The organism is Vibrio sp. 10N.239.312.C11 (assembly GCF_041466065.1).
GTDB lineage: Bacteria > Pseudomonadota > Gammaproteobacteria > Enterobacterales > Vibrionaceae > Vibrio > Vibrio tasmaniensis_A.
The window spans coordinates 26,548-44,905 of the sequence record NZ_JBFSRZ010000029.1; the positions used below are offsets into that span (position 1 = coordinate 26,548).

At 44.2% G+C, this 18,358-nt stretch carries 15 protein-coding genes and 1 pseudogene; 12 read left to right on the forward strand and 4 right to left on the reverse strand.

Going from position 1 to position 18,358, the window contains the following annotated elements; genetic code table 11:
- Positions 1 to 214: 214 nt before the first annotated feature.
- A complete protein-coding gene (locus AB6D07_RS13600) occupies positions 215 to 1,798 on the forward strand; it encodes an ABC-F family ATPase (RefSeq protein WP_017103159.1) in 1,584 nt (527 codons plus the stop codon).
- 223 nt (positions 1,799 to 2,021) lie between these two features.
- Here AB6D07_RS13600 and fdhD read toward each other — a convergent pair whose 3' ends face one another.
- A complete protein-coding gene (fdhD, locus tag AB6D07_RS13605) occupies positions 2,022 to 2,843 on the reverse strand; it encodes a formate dehydrogenase accessory sulfurtransferase FdhD (protein ID WP_017103160.1) in 822 nt (273 codons plus the stop codon).
- A gap of 369 nt (positions 2,844 to 3,212) precedes the next feature.
- Here fdhD and AB6D07_RS13610 point away from each other — a divergent pair, with 369 nt between their 5' ends.
- The 11 genes and pseudogenes from AB6D07_RS13610 to cobB all read left to right on the forward strand — a co-directional run bounded on the left by AB6D07_RS13610 (position 3,213) and on the right by cobB (position 14,852).
- Positions 3,213 to 3,677, forward strand: a complete 465-nt coding sequence (locus AB6D07_RS13610; RefSeq protein WP_017100623.1) for a DUF3305 domain-containing protein — start codon at positions 3,213 to 3,215, stop codon at positions 3,675 to 3,677.
- Positions 3,667 to 4,383, forward strand: a pseudogene (locus AB6D07_RS13615) (DUF3306 domain-containing protein). The gene AB6D07_RS13610 and the pseudogene AB6D07_RS13615 overlap by 11 nt, the downstream one beginning before the upstream one ends.
- Positions 4,384 to 4,685: 302 nt before the next feature.
- Positions 4,686 to 6,347 (forward strand): 4Fe-4S dicluster domain-containing protein, encoded by a 1,662-nt coding sequence (locus AB6D07_RS13620; protein ID WP_017103161.1) that lies wholly within the window; start codon positions 4,686 to 4,688, stop codon positions 6,345 to 6,347.
- Positions 6,348 to 6,356: 9 nt separating this feature from the next.
- Positions 6,357 to 6,989, forward strand: coding sequence for a molecular chaperone (locus tag AB6D07_RS13625; protein ID WP_017103162.1), 633 nt, complete (start codon positions 6,357 to 6,359; stop codon positions 6,987 to 6,989).
- A gap of 76 nt (positions 6,990 to 7,065) precedes the next feature.
- Positions 7,066 to 7,266, forward strand: a complete 201-nt coding sequence (locus tag AB6D07_RS13630; RefSeq protein WP_029222953.1) for a twin-arginine translocation signal domain-containing protein — start codon at positions 7,066 to 7,068, stop codon at positions 7,264 to 7,266.
- 10 nt (positions 7,267 to 7,276) lie between these two features.
- Positions 7,277 to 10,132 carry a formate dehydrogenase subunit alpha gene (locus AB6D07_RS13635; RefSeq protein WP_009846730.1) on the forward strand — a complete coding sequence of 952 codons (2,856 nt, stop codon included), beginning with the start codon at positions 7,277 to 7,279 and terminating at the stop codon, positions 10,130 to 10,132.
- A gap of 11 nt (positions 10,133 to 10,143) precedes the next feature.
- The gene (fdh3B, locus tag AB6D07_RS13640) at positions 10,144 to 10,752 is read left to right on the forward strand and encodes a formate dehydrogenase FDH3 subunit beta (protein ID WP_010440854.1); all 609 of its coding nucleotides are present in this window, start codon (positions 10,144 to 10,146) and stop codon (positions 10,750 to 10,752) included.
- Positions 10,753 to 10,765: 13 nt separating this feature from the next.
- On the forward strand, positions 10,766 to 11,839 hold the full coding sequence (locus tag AB6D07_RS13645) for a formate dehydrogenase subunit gamma (RefSeq protein ID WP_017103163.1): 1,074 nt from the start codon (positions 10,766 to 10,768) through the stop codon (positions 11,837 to 11,839).
- Complete coding sequence (locus AB6D07_RS13650; RefSeq protein WP_010440849.1) at positions 11,823 to 12,239, forward strand: hypothetical protein; 417 nt, start codon at positions 11,823 to 11,825, stop codon at positions 12,237 to 12,239. Before AB6D07_RS13645 ends, AB6D07_RS13650 begins: the two co-directional genes overlap by 17 nt.
- Before the next feature lie 453 nt (positions 12,240 to 12,692).
- Positions 12,693 to 13,913, forward strand: a complete 1,221-nt coding sequence (locus tag AB6D07_RS13655) for an ammonium transporter (protein WP_017103164.1) — start codon at positions 12,693 to 12,695, stop codon at positions 13,911 to 13,913.
- 204 nt (positions 13,914 to 14,117) lie between these two features.
- Positions 14,118 to 14,852 (forward strand): Sir2 family NAD+-dependent deacetylase, encoded by a 735-nt coding sequence (gene cobB, locus AB6D07_RS13660; protein WP_009846726.1) that lies wholly within the window; start codon positions 14,118 to 14,120, stop codon positions 14,850 to 14,852.
- 124 nt (positions 14,853 to 14,976) lie between these two features.
- Here cobB and AB6D07_RS13665 read toward each other — a convergent pair whose 3' ends face one another.
- The 3 genes from AB6D07_RS13665 to AB6D07_RS13675 all read right to left on the reverse strand — a co-directional run bounded on the left by AB6D07_RS13665 (position 14,977) and on the right by AB6D07_RS13675 (position 18,245).
- Positions 14,977 to 15,843, reverse strand: coding sequence for a GGDEF domain-containing protein (locus AB6D07_RS13665; RefSeq protein WP_017103165.1), 867 nt, complete (start codon positions 15,841 to 15,843; stop codon positions 14,977 to 14,979).
- Between the two features lie 102 nt (positions 15,844 to 15,945).
- Complete coding sequence (locus tag AB6D07_RS13670) at positions 15,946 to 16,983, reverse strand: extracellular solute-binding protein (RefSeq protein ID WP_029222954.1); 1,038 nt, start codon at positions 16,981 to 16,983, stop codon at positions 15,946 to 15,948.
- Between the two features lie 227 nt (positions 16,984 to 17,210).
- Positions 17,211 to 18,245, reverse strand: coding sequence for an extracellular solute-binding protein (locus AB6D07_RS13675; RefSeq protein WP_017103166.1), 1,035 nt, complete (start codon positions 18,243 to 18,245; stop codon positions 17,211 to 17,213).
- Positions 18,246 to 18,358 lie beyond the last annotated feature (113 nt).

The window sequence follows — 18,358 nt, forward strand, 5'->3', positions numbered from 1 at the left end:
CTCTCCCATTTTAGGGCGCCGTTTGATATTTTGTTTTCCCTGAAAATCAGCGGCTTTTCGTCGATAAATAGAAAATCAAAAGTGTGAGTCAGCTCAAACTATGATTTGGTTGGGTTATCACTCACTTAATAGCGGGTAATTGCAATCAAGACTTGCAGTTAAAGCCCCGAACAAGTAACGTTGCGGCGTTTTTCACATTAAAAAGGTAACGGCATTGATCTCCACAGCAAATATCACCCAACAATTCGGCGCTAAGCCACTTTTCGAAAATATTTCAGTTAAGTTCGGCGAAGGCAACCGCTACGGTTTAATCGGCGCGAATGGCTGTGGTAAATCGACGTTCATGAAGATCCTATCTGGTGAACTTGAGCCAAGTGCTGGTAACGTAAGCTACGATCCAAACGAGCGCGTAGCTAAACTAAACCAAGACCAATTTGCTTACGAAGAATTCACGGTAATCGACACGGTTATCATGGGTCACAAAGAGCTTTGGGCTATTAAGCAAGAGCGTGACCGCATTTACTCTTTGCCTGAAATGAGCGAAGAAGACGGCATGAAGGTAGCTGATCTTGAAGTTCAGTTCGCTGAAATGGACGGTTACATGGCAGAAGCGAAAGCGGGTGAGCTTCTTCTTGCGGTAGGTATTGAAGAATCTATGCACTTCGGTCTAATGAGCGAAGTAGCACCAGGTTGGAAACTTCGTGTTCTATTGTCTCAAGTACTGTTTGCAGACCCGCATATCATGCTTCTTGACGAACCAACGAACAACCTGGACATGGACACCATCAAGTGGTTGGAAGATACGCTAAACCAACGTAACTGCACAATGATCATCATTTCGCACGACCGTCACTTCCTAAACTCTGTTTGTACACACATGGCTGACCTTGATTACGGCGAACTTCGTCTATTCCCAGGTAACTATGATGAGTACATGACAGCTGCGACTCAAGCTCGTGAGCGTCTACTGTCTGACAACGCGAAGAAGAAAGCACAAATTGCTGAACTTCAAACGTTCGTATCTCGTTTCTCTGCTAACGCATCTAAAGCGAAGCAAGCAACGTCTCGTGCTAAGCAGATCGATAAGATTCAACTAGACGAAGTTAAAGCATCTAGCCGTCAAAACCCATTCATCCGTTTTGAACAGTCTAAAGAGCTATTCCGTAACGCACTTGTGGTTGAAAACCTATCTCAAGGTTTTGAAGAAGACCTATACAACAAGTTCGACGGTATTTTCGAAGTAGGTGAGCGTGTTGCTATCATCGGTGAGAACGGTGTGGGTAAAACAACGCTACTTAACACACTAGCTGGCGCTCTTGAGCCACGCACTGGTGAGTACAAGTGGTCTGAAAACTCAAACATCGGTTACTACGCTCAAGATCACGCACACGATTTCGAAACAGACATGAACTTGTTTGATTGGATGAGCCAATGGCGCCAAGAAGGCGAAGACGAGCAAGTTGTTCGTGGTTTCCTAGGTCGTATGCTATTTGGTCAAGACGACATTAAGAAATCTGTAAAGGTTATCTCTGGTGGTGAACAAGGTCGTATGCTTCTTGGTAAGATCATGATGCACAAGCCAAACATCCTGCTTATGGATGAACCAACGAACCACATGGATATGGAATCTATCGAAGCGCTTAACTTGGCTCTTGAGAACTACAAAGGCACATTGTTCTTCGTATCTCACGACCGTGTATTCGTAGACTCGCTTGCAACTCGTATCCTTGAAATCAAAGATGGCAAAATCAACGATTTCCGCGGTACTTACGCAGAATTATTGAAAGCACGCGGCTAAGCTTTAAGTTAGCCTTAGTTTTCAACTCAATGCGTTGGAAATTAAGCTATCAGCTATAAACCGAAAACCGAAAATTAAAAACGCCGTCATACTGAAAAGTATGACGGCGTTTTTGTATCTTGTATCTATCCTTAAAGGGTCACTAACTCTTTACATCAGAACTTTACAATTAGAAGCGGTTAGTGAATCACCAATCGAACTTACGCTTTTTTCCGTCTGCTGATTATTCACCTTTCACATCAAAATCAATCTTCTCTGCGCCAGTGAACACTTGGAAACGCAGGCCTTTAGCACGAGCAATGGTTGTGATACCAAATTGCTGAGCCAAATCTAAACCCATTTGCGTTACGCCTGAACGTGATAACAGAACAGGAATACCCATCTGCGCCACTTTGATGACCATTTCAGAAGTCAGGCGGCCAGTAGTGTAAAAAATCTTATCTTCACCAGACTCTTTGTTAAGCCACATCTCACCAGCCAACGTATCTACTGCATTGTGACGGCCAACATCTTCAACAAACGATAGAACCTTGTCGTCTTTGCAAACTGCGCAACCATGTACCGCGCCAGCTTTCTTGTAGGTGTCGTTGTAATGGGTCAGTGCTTCTAAAGCCGTGTAAATTTCAGATTGCTTAATCTTGGTCTGAGGCACTTGGTAATCTTCCAACTGCTTCATCACGTTACCAAACATAGTGCCCTGACCACAGCCAGAGGTCACCGTCTTCTTCTTAAGCGCTTGCTCAAGCTGGCTCGTATCTTCATTGGTAATGACCGCTGCAGAGCTGGTTTCCCAATCGATGATGATAGATTCGACCGCTTCAGGGTTAGAAAGGAAGCTTTGGTTCTTCAAATACCCCAAGACTAAGGATTCAGGGCGTGAGCCGAGCGTCATCAGGGTTACGATCTCTTTCCAGTTCAACATGACGGTAAGAGGGCGTTCGCAAGCGATCTGTTTGGTTAGCTTCTCACCATATTCATCAAACACTTCAACTTCGATTGTTTGAAGTGGGTTTTCACTAGTTTTTATTATGTTTGGTTTTACCACAGTCACGTCCTACTTAATGAGATAGCGATTTTAAGAGATAAGAAGTTAACAAGAGGGTCTAACGCCGATCTTGTTCATCGATTCTTTAACTCATACTTAAAGCAAATCTTATTCCAAAATAACGGGGATTGATGGAAACATGAAGCATTAGATTAAAATAGCGCAAAATATGAGAGTTCACCGAGTGGAGTTGTCTGAATTTACGTGTATCGACTACCGTTAAGTTACAACTTGATGACGAACATTGTAGATGCGCTATTGAAGTTAACGTGTATTGGCGTGTTTATTGCTTTATAGCGCTTATAGGATTGAGCTAAGTACAAAATGTCCTAAGCACATTCAGGCCAAAGAAAATCAATTGGGTGAAGTATGTCTGAGATAAAAGAATTCAAAGAACAATATGAAAAAACAGAAGCAGCTTGGCCAATAGGTGTCCAAAGAATAGAGAAAGAGATCAAAACAGGTATCTGGGTAACCACTCAATGGGAATTGACGGGGTTTGAACTATCACCAGAAGATGACGCCCCAGACGTTTGTTTACTTCAATTACATAAAGATGAACGTACAGACTATCGATTCAACCTAAGCTCTCAGCAACCTAAGCTTTTCTTAGTAATGGATAATGTCGATTCTGATGTTAAGCCCGTCATTCAGTTACTTACTGCCTCACAAACCGTTGCAGGGCAATACATGGACGGTGACAACCAAGTACTTTCCTACGACATTCCATTACCAGTACAAGCTTGGATGGAAGCGTTCATCGGTCGTCATGGCGAGTTATTAGAAACAAGACGTAAGAAACGCAAAGGCGCGGGAAGATCAAATGGCAACTAACTTCTTTAGCCGTTGGTCTCAACGAAAGCTTGATGAATCCACTGACGAACCTTTGGAAGTAGAGCAAACACTGGAAGCACCAGAACTTACTTCTTCTGATTCTTCACCTTCTGAGATTTCGCCTGCTGAGCTTTCGTCTGCTGAGCTTTCGTCTGCTGAGCTTTCGTCTGAAATGGAAGCAGCAGCGCCTCAGTCTTTAGAGAGTGAAGCTTCAGAAACCAATGAAGACGTTCATGTTGCTGACGTTCAAGATCCCGCACCAGAAGCCACTGAAGATTTGTCTGTTGCCCAATTATTGGTATCAGAAGCCTCTGAAAGCGTAAAAAAAGCGGCATTGCGTAAACTATTCCTCTCAGAAGAGTTCAACGTTCGTGATGGTTTAGATGATTACGACGACGATTACAGCAATTTGAAGTCTCTGTCTGAAGGAGTTGCAGAAACTCTTCGCGATTGGGTAAAAGACAAGACAGAAGAAGACACAGTAAACGAACCTAAACAAGCCGCTGATAATGAAGAAGAAACTTTGATTGATGAGGTTGATGACTCTATTAATGAAGCTGAAGAGACCGAGTCAGAACTCAGTGAAAGTGACGAAATTGCGGGTGAAGAAAAATGACTGTATAAAAACACAGTGACCAATAATAAAGCTACAATGTCAGACGAAGCTGACCTGACAGAGATGGGACAAAATATACCACACAAATAATAGGTACATTTTGACTAAACACTCAATGAACCGCTTGCGACAAAATGTCCCAAGCGGTTTTTTTATACGTACAATAAACGCCACAAAGCATTAAGGCACTGATATATAAGAATTATTAAATTGGCATGGAATTTGCTAAATAACGTTCATTATCAACTTTTTTGTAGATAGACGAGTTCAGGGTCTAACGAATGGCACACTAGCTAAAGAGTTAGTTGTTAACGGATTACTCAGCAAGTTCTCTATCGCTTACTACAATGAAGGTTGAACAGATTATCCATGTCCATAGATGGAACTGAGCAATGCTTAAACAATTATTAGAACAAGCAACTTCAAATAACGCTAAAGCAAGACTGTATGCATTTGAAAATACAGTAGAGTTAACAAATCTGATTCCACCTACTGTTAGCTACGAAAGCGGCGGTAATACACTTGTTATTGGTCCAACTGCGATCATTGAAAGTGCTGCGGCGCAATTACCTCAATTAACGAGCTTAACCTTGTTGTCAACAGACGGCGAAAAGGGCACAAACCCAGAACTGTACTTCGCGAATTCGGTTCAAGTATCGGGTTTCCTCGGCACGTTTGAAGTCGTGATTGAGAGTAAAGGCACATCAAGCAACCTAGCGAAAGTCGCCATTAATCACGATTGTTTCGATGTTGTTCTAGACCTATGTCTGAACAGCTGCATGACAGAAGAAGTACCTGTTCCTGGGTATTACCCAGTAGGGCGCGGTTATCCAAAACTGGCGGAAGCACTGGAAGAGATTCCAACGCTAATGGGTACTTTTGATAAGCCTAAGTTTTTCCGTCTAGACACTGACCTTTGTGCACACAGTTCTCGTGGCGTAAAAGGCTGTGAGCGTTGTGTTGATGCTTGTCCTGCTGGCGCGCTATCAAGTGAAGGCTCAGACAAGACAGGTCACAAGATCGAGATTAACCCTTACCTATGTCAGGGCGTTGGGACTTGTGCAACAAGCTGTCCTACAGAAGCGATTACCTATGCGCTTCCAAATCCTGACGATACCCAAAAATTCATTGAACGTACGCTAGCTAACTATGAGCATGCGGGCGGTCTGGACCCAATCGTACTTATCTGTAGCTCACGTCATGAAACTTACAACGTGATGGCTCTTAAAGCGCTACCAGATAACGTGATTCCAATCGTTGTTGAAGAATTGCCTTCTATTGGTATTGATACTTGGTTTGCAGCGTTAGTGAATGGCGCAACTCAGGTTCTGTTTGCTGCTTCTCGCTTTATGCCAGAGACGATCATTCGTGTTCTGAATAACGAAGTAGGGATCGCTCAAGAGTTACTAGACCAAATCGGTGTTCCAAAAGAAACCATCGATATCCTGTATTTGGAATCTCTACGTGAAGGGCCTCCAACACTGTATGTTGATTCGTTCGATCTTGCACTTGGCGATCTTCAAGGCAATAAACGTCAACGTCTATTCACAGCACTTGACGCGATGTCTTCATCTCGTATTCCTGTTGAAAACATTGTAGAGCTCCCTTCGAATGCGCCATACGGCACGGTTTCGTGTGAAAGCAAAGATTGTACTTTGTGTATGAGCTGTGTGGCTGTGTGTCCAACACGTGCGCTGCATACCGATGGTGCCTCTCCATCACTTAAGTTTGTAGAGCAAGACTGTATTCAATGTGGTCTGTGTGAAAAGGCATGTCCTGAGAATGTTCTTACTCTGACTCCTCGTATGAATTGGGTGAAAGAAGAACGTCAGAAGGCTGTTGTGATTCATCAAGAGAAAGCAGCGGAATGTTTACGTTGTCATAAGCCATTCGCACCACAGTCTATGATTGACATGCTACAGAATAAGTTACGCGGTCACTCTCACTTTTCAGACGAATCAGCAATCAACCGTATTGCGATGTGTGAAGACTGCCGTGTGGTAGACATGTTCGATTCAATGGCTCAAGACCCATTGAAACAATTGAAATACTAGGAGTTGGCCTTGGATACTCATTTAGATCAAGAACAGACACTAAGAACTGAAATCTATCTGGTTCTTTCTGCATTGTTTCGTAGTGCACCTTCTGAAGAGGTGATCGACTTTCTAAAGACACTAGACATTGAAGCGTCTGAGAGTGCGATGCAAAAGGCTTGGATTGCGATTCAACAAGCAGCAACCGAATCAAACCGCGAAGCACTAGAAGATGAATATCAGAATCTTTTCATTGGCATTGGCCGTGGGGAGATTGTTCCATTTGGATCTTGGCATAGAACTGGCGCCATGATGGAAAAACCATTAGCAGAGATTCGTCATGACCTAGAGCTTTTAGGCATTGAACGTGATGATCAAGTGAAAGAGCCAGAAGATCATATTGCGGCTCTTTGTGAAGTAATGGCGATGCTAACCGATGAAGAAGACGCGCTTCAACAAGCCGTTTTCAATAAGCATCTTGGTCCTTGGTTTAACTCTTTTACGCGTCAACTTGAAAGTGCAGAAAGTGCGAACTTCTACAAATCAGCAGCACAGCTATGTGAAGCATTCTTAACGTTGGAGCAGGTTCGTTTCAGCGTGAATACAAAAAGCAGTAAACACAAATTAAAGATTGATGTGAAAAACGTCACTGATTACGAGTAATCGAGCAGTACGCGATTATATCGATAGAGGGGCATGAAGCCTCCAAAAAGATCTACCGCAAGGTAAGGAAGCAATGATGAAAGATAACAAAGAAATAGATACAAGCCGTAGAGACTTACTCAAAGGTTTAACGACTGCAGCCGTTGCTGGTGCCGTTGTCGCTGGTACAACGAAAGTGGCAACTGCTTCAGAAACGGTTGAAATGCCGAAAGAAGACGTGAAGAAGACGGGCTATCGTGAAACGCAACATATTCGCGATTACTACGACACACTTTAGGAGATAACGGATGAAACTTGTCAAACGCTCCGATAGTGTGAGCAAAGAAACCAATCAGCTAGGTGTGTCTCGTCGCGCCTTCATGAAAAACACTTCACTTGCTGCTGGTGGCGCAGTGGTAGGCGCAAGTCTATTCGCGCCGGGCATGATGAAGAAAGCACAGGCTAAATCTGTCGATCCAGAAGCGAAAACAGAAGTGAAACGTACAATCTGTTCTCACTGTTCTGTGGGTTGTGGTATCTACGCTGAAGTTCAAAATGGCGTATGGACAGGTCAAGAACCTGCATTCGATCACCCATTTAATGCTGGTGGACACTGTGCGAAAGGTGCAGCACTGCGTGAGCACGGACACGGTGAACGTCGTCTTAAGTACCCAATGAAATTGGAAGGCGGTAAGTGGAAGAAGCTTTCTTGGGAACAAGCGATTGAAGAGATCGGTAACAAGGCACTAGAACTTCGTAAAGAGTCTGGCCCTGATTCGGTTTACTTCCTAGGTAGTGCAAAACACAGTAACGAGCAAGCTTACGCATTCCGTAAGATGGCGTCTTTGTGGGGAACAAACAACGTTGACCACCAAGCGCGTATTTGTCACTCAACCACAGTAGCCGGTGTTGCAAACACTTGGGGTTACGGTGCGATGACAAACTCGTTCAATGACATGCACAACTGTAAATCGATGCTGTTCATTGGTTCAAACCCTGCAGAAGCTCACCCAGTAGCAATGCAGCACATCCTAATCGCGAAAGAGAAGAACAACTGTAAGATCGTTGTGGCAGATCCTCGTCGTACGCGTACTGCTGCGAAATCTGACCACTATGTTTCTCTACGCCCGGGTTCAGACGTTGCGTTTATCTGGGGTGTGCTATGGCATGTCTTTGCTAATAAGTGGGAAGACAAAGAATTCATCCGCCAACGTGTATTTGGCATGGACGAGATCCGTGAAGAAGTCGCGAAGTGGAGCCCAGCAGAAGTTGAACGCGTGACAGGCGTAAGCGAAGAAGACGTTTACCACACAGCAAAACTTCTTTCTGAGAACCGTCCAGGTTGTATCGTTTGGTGTATGGGTGGTACTCAACACACGACGGGTAACAACAACACACGAGCTTACTGTGTACTTGAGCTTGCGCTAGGTAACATCGGTAAATCAGGCGGCGGTGCAAACATCTTCCGTGGTCACGATAATGTACAAGGCGCAACTGACCTTGGCGTACTGTCTGACACACTTCCAGGTTACTACGGCTTGTCTGAAGGTTCTTGGCGCCACTGGTCTAAAGTTTGGGACATCGACTTTGACTGGGTGAAAGGACGTTTCGACGACAACGCATACGGCGGTCAAAAACCAATGAACAGTGCAGGTATTCCTGTATCTCGTTGGGTTGATGGCGTACTTGAAGACAAAGACAAGATCCGTCAGCGCGAAAACATCCGTGCCATGTTCTACTGGGGTCACGCGGTGAACTCTCAGACTCGTGGTCCAGAGATGAAGAAGGCGATGCAGAAGCTGGATATGATGGTTATCGTTGACCCATACCCAACAGTTGCAGCAGTGATGAACGATCGCACAGATGGCGTTTACTTGCTTCCAGCAACCACTCAATTTGAAACCTACGGCAGCGTAACGGCATCAAACCGTTCTCTACAGTGGCGCGACAAGGTTGTTGATCCTCTGTTCGAATCTAAGCCTGATCACGAAATCATGTACCTTCTTTCTAAGAAGCTTGGTTTCTCTGATCAACTGTTCAAAAACATCCGTGTTGAGAACAACCAACCGTTGATTGAAGACATCACTCGTGAATTCAACAAAGGTATGTGGACGATCGGCTATACAGGTCAAAGCCCAGAACGTTTGAAAGAACACCAGCAAAACTGGCACACGTTCCACAAAACAACGCTTGCTGCAGAAGGCGGCCCAGCGAATGGCGAGACTTACGGTCTTCCTTGGCCATGCTGGGGCAACCCAGAGATGAAACACCCAGGTACGCATATCCTTTACGATACGTCTAAACCTGTTGCTGAGGGCGGCGGTAACTTCCGTACTCGTTTCGGTGTCGAATTTGAAGGTCAAAGTCTATTGGCTGAAGACAGCTACTCAAAAGGCAGCGAAATCAAAGACGGTTACCCAGAATTCAGTGACAAACTGCTGAAACAACTGGGTTGGTGGGACGATCTAACCGCAGAAGAGAAAGCTTCAGCGGAAGGTAAGAACTGGAAGACTGACGTTTCTGGTGGTATCCAGCGTGTGGCTATCAAACACGGTTGTATCCCGTTTGGTAATGCGAAAGCGCGTGCGATTGTTTGGACATTCCCAGACCGCGTACCACTGCACCGTGAACCACTTTACACACCACGTCGTGACCTAGTTGCTGACTACCCAACATGGGATGACAAGGAAGCAATCTTCCGTGTTCCTACGTTGTACAAATCAATTCAAGACCAAGACAAGTCTGCTGAATACCCAATCATTCTGACTTCTGGTCGTCTGGTTGAGTACGAAGGTGGTGGTGAAGAAACACGTTCAAACCCATGGCTAGCTGAACTTCAACAAGAGATGTTTGTTGAAGTGAACCCGAAAGACGCAAACGACATTGGCTTCAAAGATGGCGATGATGTTTGGGTTGAAGGTGCTGAGAAAGGCCGCATCAAGGTGAAAGCGATGGTTACTCGTCGTGTTAAACCGGGTTTAGCGTTCTTGCCGTTCCACTTCGGTGGTAAGTTTGAAGGTGAAGACTTACGTTCTAAATACCCAGAAGGCTCTGATCCTTACGTTATTGGCGAAGCTGCCAATACAGCAACCACATATGGTTACGACCCTGTCACGTTGATGCAGGAAACGAAAGTAACCCTTTGTAATATTCGTAAAGCGTAAGGAGTCTTAAAATGGCTAGAATGAAATTTCTTTGTGACACCAAACGTTGTATCGAATGTAACGGTTGTGTCACTGCATGTAAGAACGAAAATGATGATGCTCTGGAATGGGGTATTCAACGTCGCCGCGTTGTGACACTGAACGATGGTGAACCGGGTGAAAACTCTATCTCAGTCGCATGTATGCACTGTACTGATGCCCCTTGTATGGCAGTTTGCCCAGCAGACTGTTTTGAACATACAGAAGACGGCATCGTACTTCACAATAAAGATCTGTGTATCGGTTGTGGTTACTGCTTGTTTGCTTGTCCGTTTGGCGCACCTCAATTCCCTAAACAGGAAGCCTTTGGTGAGCGCGGTAAAATGGACAAATGTACCTTCTGTGCTGGCGGCCCTGAAACAGAACCAGGTTCTGTTGAAGAGCGTCAGAAGTACGGTGCGAACCGTATTGCTGAAGGCAAGCTACCTATGTGTGCTTCACTTTGTTCGACAAAAGCGCTGCTTGCAGGTGATGCTGAACAAGTCTCTGATATCTTCCGTCAGCGTGTTGTAGAGCGCGGTGCGAAAGGTGCTGGCTGGACAGACGGCAACGACCTTTCTTACGATGCGATGAAGAGCTAGTTAGGAGAGACATATGCTTACAATGTTTAAGCGTCTCTTCCTTGTTGTGCTGCCGATGTTGGCAGCACTAACAATGCTGTCTCCTTTGAGTCATGCATCTGAGACGAACTCATCACAAACTCAATCGAGCTCTGCTGAAAGAGAAATCACACAACTTGCTGGCGCTGATTTTTGGCGACAAGTAAGAAACGGTGAGGAAGGTTACACCACATCTCAATCGGCTGAGCACGGTGTGTTAATCAGTACGCCCGGGCAAACGTGGTACATATTGAAAGAGAAGTGGATGTCGCCAGCAGGTGCCGTCGCTATCTTTGGCAGTATTGCTTTCGTTACTCTAATGTACGTTGTGATTGGCCCATTAATGCTGAGTGCGCCAAGAACTGGCCGTAAGATCAAGCGTTGGTCTCGACTGGATCGTGCGTTGCACTGGAGCATGGCGTTTACCTTCTTAACACTGGCGTTCAGTGGTTTGATGTTGGTTTACGGTAAACACTTTTTGAAACCTTATATCCCAACGGATCTATGGGGCTTCATTGTTCTACTGGCTAAACAATACCATAACTACATCGGCCCAATTTTCTATGTGCTGTTGATGGCTGTTCTTATCAAGTGGTGGCGCAAGTCTATCTTCAAGATGGTCGATATCCAATGGTTCATGAAACTGGGCGGTATGGTTGGGAAACATAAAGGTTCTCATCCATCTGCAGAGTTTTCGAACGCGGGTGAAAAAGCGCTGTTCTGGCTATTGATTGTAATGGGTAGTGTGGCTGCGATCAGTGGCTTGGTTTTAGACTTCCCAATCTTCGGTCAAACGCGTCGTGATATGGAGCTTTCAAACCTAGTCCACATGTTGGCTGCTTTGATCCTTATCTGTGGCTTTGTGTTCCACATCTACATCGGCTTGTTCGGTATGGAAGGGGCACTAGAAGGCATGGTAACAGGCGAAGTCGATGAAACTTGGGCTAAAGAACATCATGACCTTTGGTACAAAGAAGTGATGGAACAAGAGAAAAACGGCGTTGAACAAAGCGCTAACGCAGCAACAGAGAAAAGTGAAGGGGTGAATAAGAATGAACAAACCTCATAAAGGTATTTGGGTTGCTTACATCCTCAGCTGTTTTACACCATTTACTTGTCTTCTCTCTGGTGTAATTGCCATCATCTACGCGGGCTATCGTTTAGATAAAGGTGAAGACGGCGAAGTAGTGGATACGCATTATTACGGCTTGATTCGCTCGTTCTTCTTGAACCTGACGTTCTTTGTTGTGCTTATCGTCACGGTAGCGACCTCTAACGGCGTGTTGATCGGTGTGAACGATTACTGGTATCAAAACCACATTATCGATGACATCGCTTACTACATTCCATATGTGGGCATGTTATTTGGTGGTGTGGCGATTGTGGTGTGGTTTATTCGTATGTATCAAGGCATGCAGCGTTTAAGTCAAAACCTACCGCAAAACCCGACAACAGGTCCAAACCTGTAGTGAGTATCAGACGAACTAGATAACAACTTATCTAGAGCGATTTACTCAAAACAACCATCATATAGAAAGCCCAGTGATTCAAGTCACTGGGCTTTTTTTGTCCATCTAGAACAAGTATCTAGTCAACTTAGAAGAAGATTTTTAGCTAATTCTTCAAGATATTTGGGGTAGCTCTAAAACAGAGCCAAGCCTGATATTGACCGCGCCAATATGGTGCAACTCCCTTAATTGGTGCAATTAATTTTAAACATCCCTCCATCTCAAATATCCAAAAAAGTGCAGTGGTAATTTTAACCCTTTAAAATCATAAGTTTAAAACAAAAGCTTGTTGCACGAAAATTACGTGAACGTGTTGGAACGCATCTTGCGTTTACTGTTGAGTCTTTAATTAATTACGACATCAATTCGCACGGTTCTAGTGCAATTGAGACAAAGCTAAGGGAGAGAGCTTTAATGAGTCAAACGGTTACCCAAGTTCATAGCGCAGTAGAGAGCTTGACGCAGAGTTCAGACACTCTATTTCTATTATTAGGCGCCATCATGGTCTTCTTAATGCACGCAGGCTTTGCATTTTTGGAAGTCGGTACAGTAAGAAAGAAAAACCAAGTGAACGCGCTGGTTAAGATCCTCTCGGATTTCGGCGTTTCTGCCATTGCCTATTTCTTTATCGGTTACTGGGTGGCTTACGGTGCGCATTTCTTTGCAGATGCAGAAACCTTATCGCAAGGTAATGGTTACGAGCTGGTGAAGTTTTTCTTCTTGATGACGTTTGCTGCGGCGATTCCAGCGATCGTTTCTGGTGGTATCGCTGAGCGTGCACGTTTCTATCCAATACTCATCGCAACACTTTTCACCGTTGGGTTTGTTTATCCATTCTTTGAAGGCATCATTTGGAATGGTAATTTTGGTTTCCAAGATTGGCTTGAAGCGCAATTCGGTTATGGCTTCCATGATTTCGCGGGCTCTGTTGTCGTTCATGGTGTTGGCGGCTGGATTGCATTGGTCGCGGTTTACTTCCTTGGCATGCGCAAAGGCCGTGTCCGCGCCGGCAAACACACTAACTTCGCACCATCAAACATCCCATTCTTAGCACTAGGTTCTTGGATATTATGTGTGGGTTGGTTTGGCTTCAACGTGATGTCAGCTCAAGCTATCAATGGTATCAGCGGTCTCGTGGCAATGAACTCACTCATGGCAATGGTTGGCGGTATTCTTGCGGCTCTGATTGCAGGTAAAAATGACCCAGGCTTCATCCACAATGGTCCTTTAGCTGGTCTCGTCGCTATTTGCGCAGGCTCAGATTTAATGCACCCACTCGGCGCACTGGTAACAGGCGGCGTAGCTGGCGCATTGTTCGTTTACTTGTTTACTTACATGCAAAACAAAACACAGATAGATGATGTGCTAGGTGTGTGGCCTCTGCACGGTGTATGTGGTGCATGGGGTGGCATTGCAGCGGGTATCTTCGGTCAGCAAGCATTCTGGGGGCTAGGGGGCGTAAGCTTTACTGCTCAGATGGTTGGTACACTAGCGGGCATTACGGTGGCTTTAATCGGTGCATTGGTTGTCTACGGTGTGTTGAGCAAAGTAACTGGCCTAAGGTTAAGTGAAGAAGATGAGTTTAATGGCGCGGATCTTTCTATCCATAAGATCTCATCAATCAACGAAGACTGATCACGGTTCAATAGATAAACATCAAGCGGCTTCGGCCGCTTTTTTTGTGCCTATTTCATTTCTGAATAGCAGAGATCAAGCGAGTTATGTCACAAATAGCCAATGAATTCAGTTGGCTAAGACTATGGTCTAATCCCTAAAACTATTGTTGGAATTTGAACAGTGCTAAGCTGTTACCAAGTGACATATTGAAAAGGACGTTATATGCATTTCCCATATCGAAATATCGTAATTCTTACTGGCGCCGGTATCTCTGCGGAGTCGGGGATACAAACATTCCGAGCACAAGACGGATTATGGGAAAACCATAAAATCGAGGATGTTGCGACACCTGAAGGTTTTGCAAAAGATCCTGACCTTGTACAAGCGTTTTACAACAAGCGTCGTCATGGATTACAGAGTGAAAGTATCTTTCCAAATTCAGCCCACAAGGCGCTAGGAGAGCTTGAAGATAAGCTCGATGGCAAAGTAACCATCATCACTCAAAACATCGACAATCTGCACGAGAGAGGCGGTAGCAACAACATTATCCACATGCACGGTGAGCTTCTTAAGGCACGTTGTAGTGAGTCAAACCAAGTTCTAGAGCACAAAGACGACATTCATACTGGTGAATTGTGCCATTGTTGCCAGATACCAGCTCAAATGCGTCCTCATATTGTGTGGTTTGGCGAAATGCCTTTGAGGATGGGCGACATTTATTCAGCGTTAGAAGAAGCTGATTTGTTCATCTCGATCGGCACGTCAGGTGTGGTTTATCCAGCCGCAGGTTTTGTACATGATGCTAAAATGCATGGAGCACATACGATCGAGATAAACCTCGAACCCAGTGCGGTAGAGAGTGAATTTGAAGAGAAACGTTACGGTAAGGCGAGTATCGAGGTACCTAAGCTAGTCGGTGAGCTATTGCTGTCAGAGAAGGGGTCTCTAACGGCCTGACCCTTGTGCCAATAAATTGATTGACCCGCTTAAGGTTGGAACTTGAGAGCTCGTTATCAGCAACAGTTATCATTTATCATTTATCATTTATCAGTGGCAAACTGACATTTATTCAGATGAGGCTCTAGTCATCGGTTTGCCTTGTTGTCTCTATATTCAGGTAATTTGTTTCTAGATTAGGACAAGACGTGCACCAAGAGTTTTGAACAGGTCGTTGAGCTTTTTTCATTTCGTACATCGCCTTATCGGATTCAACCAATGCCTGTTTAAAATTATCTCGGCTGGTCACTTCGATACCGTAAGAAAAACTGATGTTCTCACCATGCAGTAAGTTATTGACTTGGCTGACAAACTCACCACCACGACCGAGTTGAGCCGTTGCAACAAACTCATCACCACCCACTCTAAACACCATTTCATCTTCCAATGCAGTTTGCCTCAGAGCCTGAGAGAAACGAACAATCATTAAATCTCCAACTTTGTGGCCTTTAAGGTCGTTCGCCTCTTTTAGTCCATCTAAGTCGAAGTAAATGAGCTCAAACTCTGCAAGTTTGATCGCGTCAAACTTCTTGCGATTATACAGACCAGTAAGCTCGTCGCGTTTACCTTGGTCTTTGATTTTTCCAGTTAATTCTGTAATGCCGTAAGCGATCAATAGAAATGCGATTTGTAGCAACCCGTCTTCCAAGAAGGTATCTATTAGTTCATTTTGGTCAGCCCACTCATCAAGATGTTTAAGCTCGGTTGATACGTCATAAAATAGGTTAAAAATGAGTAATAGAGCGCCGTAGCGAAGAACTTTGTGGGGACGAATTGAATGACGCGCAACATAATAGATGTACATAGTGATCACGAGGGTATTTGTTTCGAAAAACAAATCATAGTTTGAATCAATATGAATAAATGAACTCAAGCCAAGCATCAACAGTGACGCTAACAGCATAAAAGTCACAACTAACAGGATAGGGTTTGCTTGCATATGTAATCGCACTTCGTATTGTTTGTTCAATCCTATATAATTTCTGAATAAAAATAAAGCGGCTTACGCCGCTTTATTTAACTTACTAGCAACAATTAAATTTTTGCTAACAAATTAGTTGTCTACTTTAAGTTTTTGAAAGTACTCGTCATAAATAACGCTCGCTTCGCCAACTTCGTCTTGCCAAACACCATTATCCATCACTGATTGTGGCGGGAAAACGTTCTTATCTTCAGAAAATTCTTTCGGAAGAAGAGGGTAAGCCGTTTTAACTGGTGTTGGGTAACCGATCTCTAGAGCAATTTTCGCAGCGTTCTCTGGGCGAAGTAGGAAGTCGATCATCTTATGTGCCGCTTCAGTGTTCTTAGCACCTGCTGGAATCGCTAGGCTATCCATCCAGAAGATAGCGCCTTTCTCTGGCCAGATAATGTCAATCGTTGCGCCTTCTTGACGTGCCATGTAAGCAGAGCCATTCCAAAGCATACCAAGAGACACTTCACCCGCTAGGTAAGGGTTCGCAGGGAAATCTGAGTTAAATACCAATACGTTTGGCATCAGCTTACGAAGTTCTTCGTACGCTTCTTTGATTTCTTCAGGATTAGTCGTGTTTGGAGAGTAACCCAGTTTAGACAGTGCGATATGGAAAACCTCACGAGAGTCATCCATCATCATCAATTGACCTTCCCACTGTGTATCCCACAGATCGCCCCAGTTTTTAACTGAAGACTTGTCTAGCATATCTGAGTTGATACCAATACCCGTTGCGCCCCAGATGTATGGGATCGAGTAGTTGTTATTTGGATCAAATGGCTTATCTAAGTAATTTGGATCCAAATCTGCAAAGTGGCTTAGCTTAGTTTTATCAAGCTCTTGTAGCATGCCTTCTTTACGCATCTTAGAAACGAAGTAAGTAGAAGGAACGACCAAGTCGTAACCCGTACCTTGAGTTTTTAACTTAGCGTACATGCTTTCGTTAGACTCATAAGTTGAGTAATAGACTTTAATGCCAGTCTCTTCGGTGAAGTCTTCTAGTACTTCATTTGGAATATATTCAGACCAGTTGTAAAAATACAGTTCTTGGTCAGCTGCGAAAGAGGGTGTAGAAAGTAAAGTAGCAGCACACAATGCGCCGGTATACAGTGTTTTTTTCATTACTGTTCCGTTCATTTGTTTGATTTGGAGCTGGGTATTGAACCCAAAGTAAATGGATTTCTAAAAATCGCGCTAAATTATAGCAGTGATATAACAAAATAGGCAGCCTAAGCTGCCTATTCATTGATATTCTTATTTTTAGTTTGTTGATTACCTAACTAGGCTTGTTAAGTAAACCCGTTACTTATTAGCCTCTTTTGACCGGAGCAATTAGATAACAAACTCGCTTACTGACCGGCTTTAAGTTTCATGAAGTAATCTTCGTACTTCACCGTCTTATCACCAACCGCAGCTTGCCATTCCACACGATCAAGGTCTTCTTGAGATGGGAACAGCGCAGGGCTGTCTTTAAACTTCTCGTTAGACGCTTTAACGGCTGTTAGGTAGCCTGTGTCACGAGAAATCTGCTCAGCAATCTCTGGGCGAAGTAGGAAGTCGATCATCTTATGAGCTGCTTCTACGTTTACCGCACCAGAGCTAATCGCAAAGTTATCAACCCAACCGATACCGCCTTCTTTAGGGAAAACCAGTTTGATTGGTAGACCTTCGTTTTGCGCTGCAGCAGCTGAACCGTTCCACAGCATACCAAGACCCACTTCACCAGACATATATGGGGCGCCTGGGTTGTCTGAGTTAAATACTAGAACGTTCGGCATTAGCTTTTGTAGCTCAGCGTAAGCTTCGTCGATCTCTTTTTCGTTAGTTGTGTTACCAGAGTAACCTAGCTTACGCAGTGCGATGTGGAACACTTCACGCGTGTCGTCCATCATCATCAGTTGACCTTCAAGCTCTGGCTTCCATAGATCAGCCCAGCTTTGGAAATCTTCTGGATCGTACATGTCCGTGTTAACAGCCAAACCTGTAATCGCAACTACGTGTGGAATAGAGTAGTCGTTGCTTGGGTCGTACGGCTTATCTAGGTAGTTCGTATCTAGGTTCTTGAAGTTGTACAGCTTAGTTTTGTCGATTTTTTGTAACATACCTTCGTCACGCATCTTAGAAACGAAGTAAGTCGACGGCACAACTAGGTCGTAGCCTTTGTTGTGTGTTTTTAGCTTTGCGTACAAGGTTTCATTCGACTCGTAAGTTGAGTAGATAACCTTGATTCCAGTTTCATCAGTGAACTGTTCTAGAATCTCACTGTTGATGTAAGGTCCCCAGTTCATGAATACCAATTCTTTGTCATCTTTTGCAAACGATGGTGCAGATAACATTGAAAGCGCACATGCACTACCAGCTAATAGAGTAGCCCATTTTTTCATTGACGTTAGCTCCAAACTAAACGTTGCCTAAAGGCAGTAGATAGAAAAACAGAATGGCAATTTACCATTCTGTTTATGAATAACACTTTTGTTAAACTTGAATCTTATCAAGT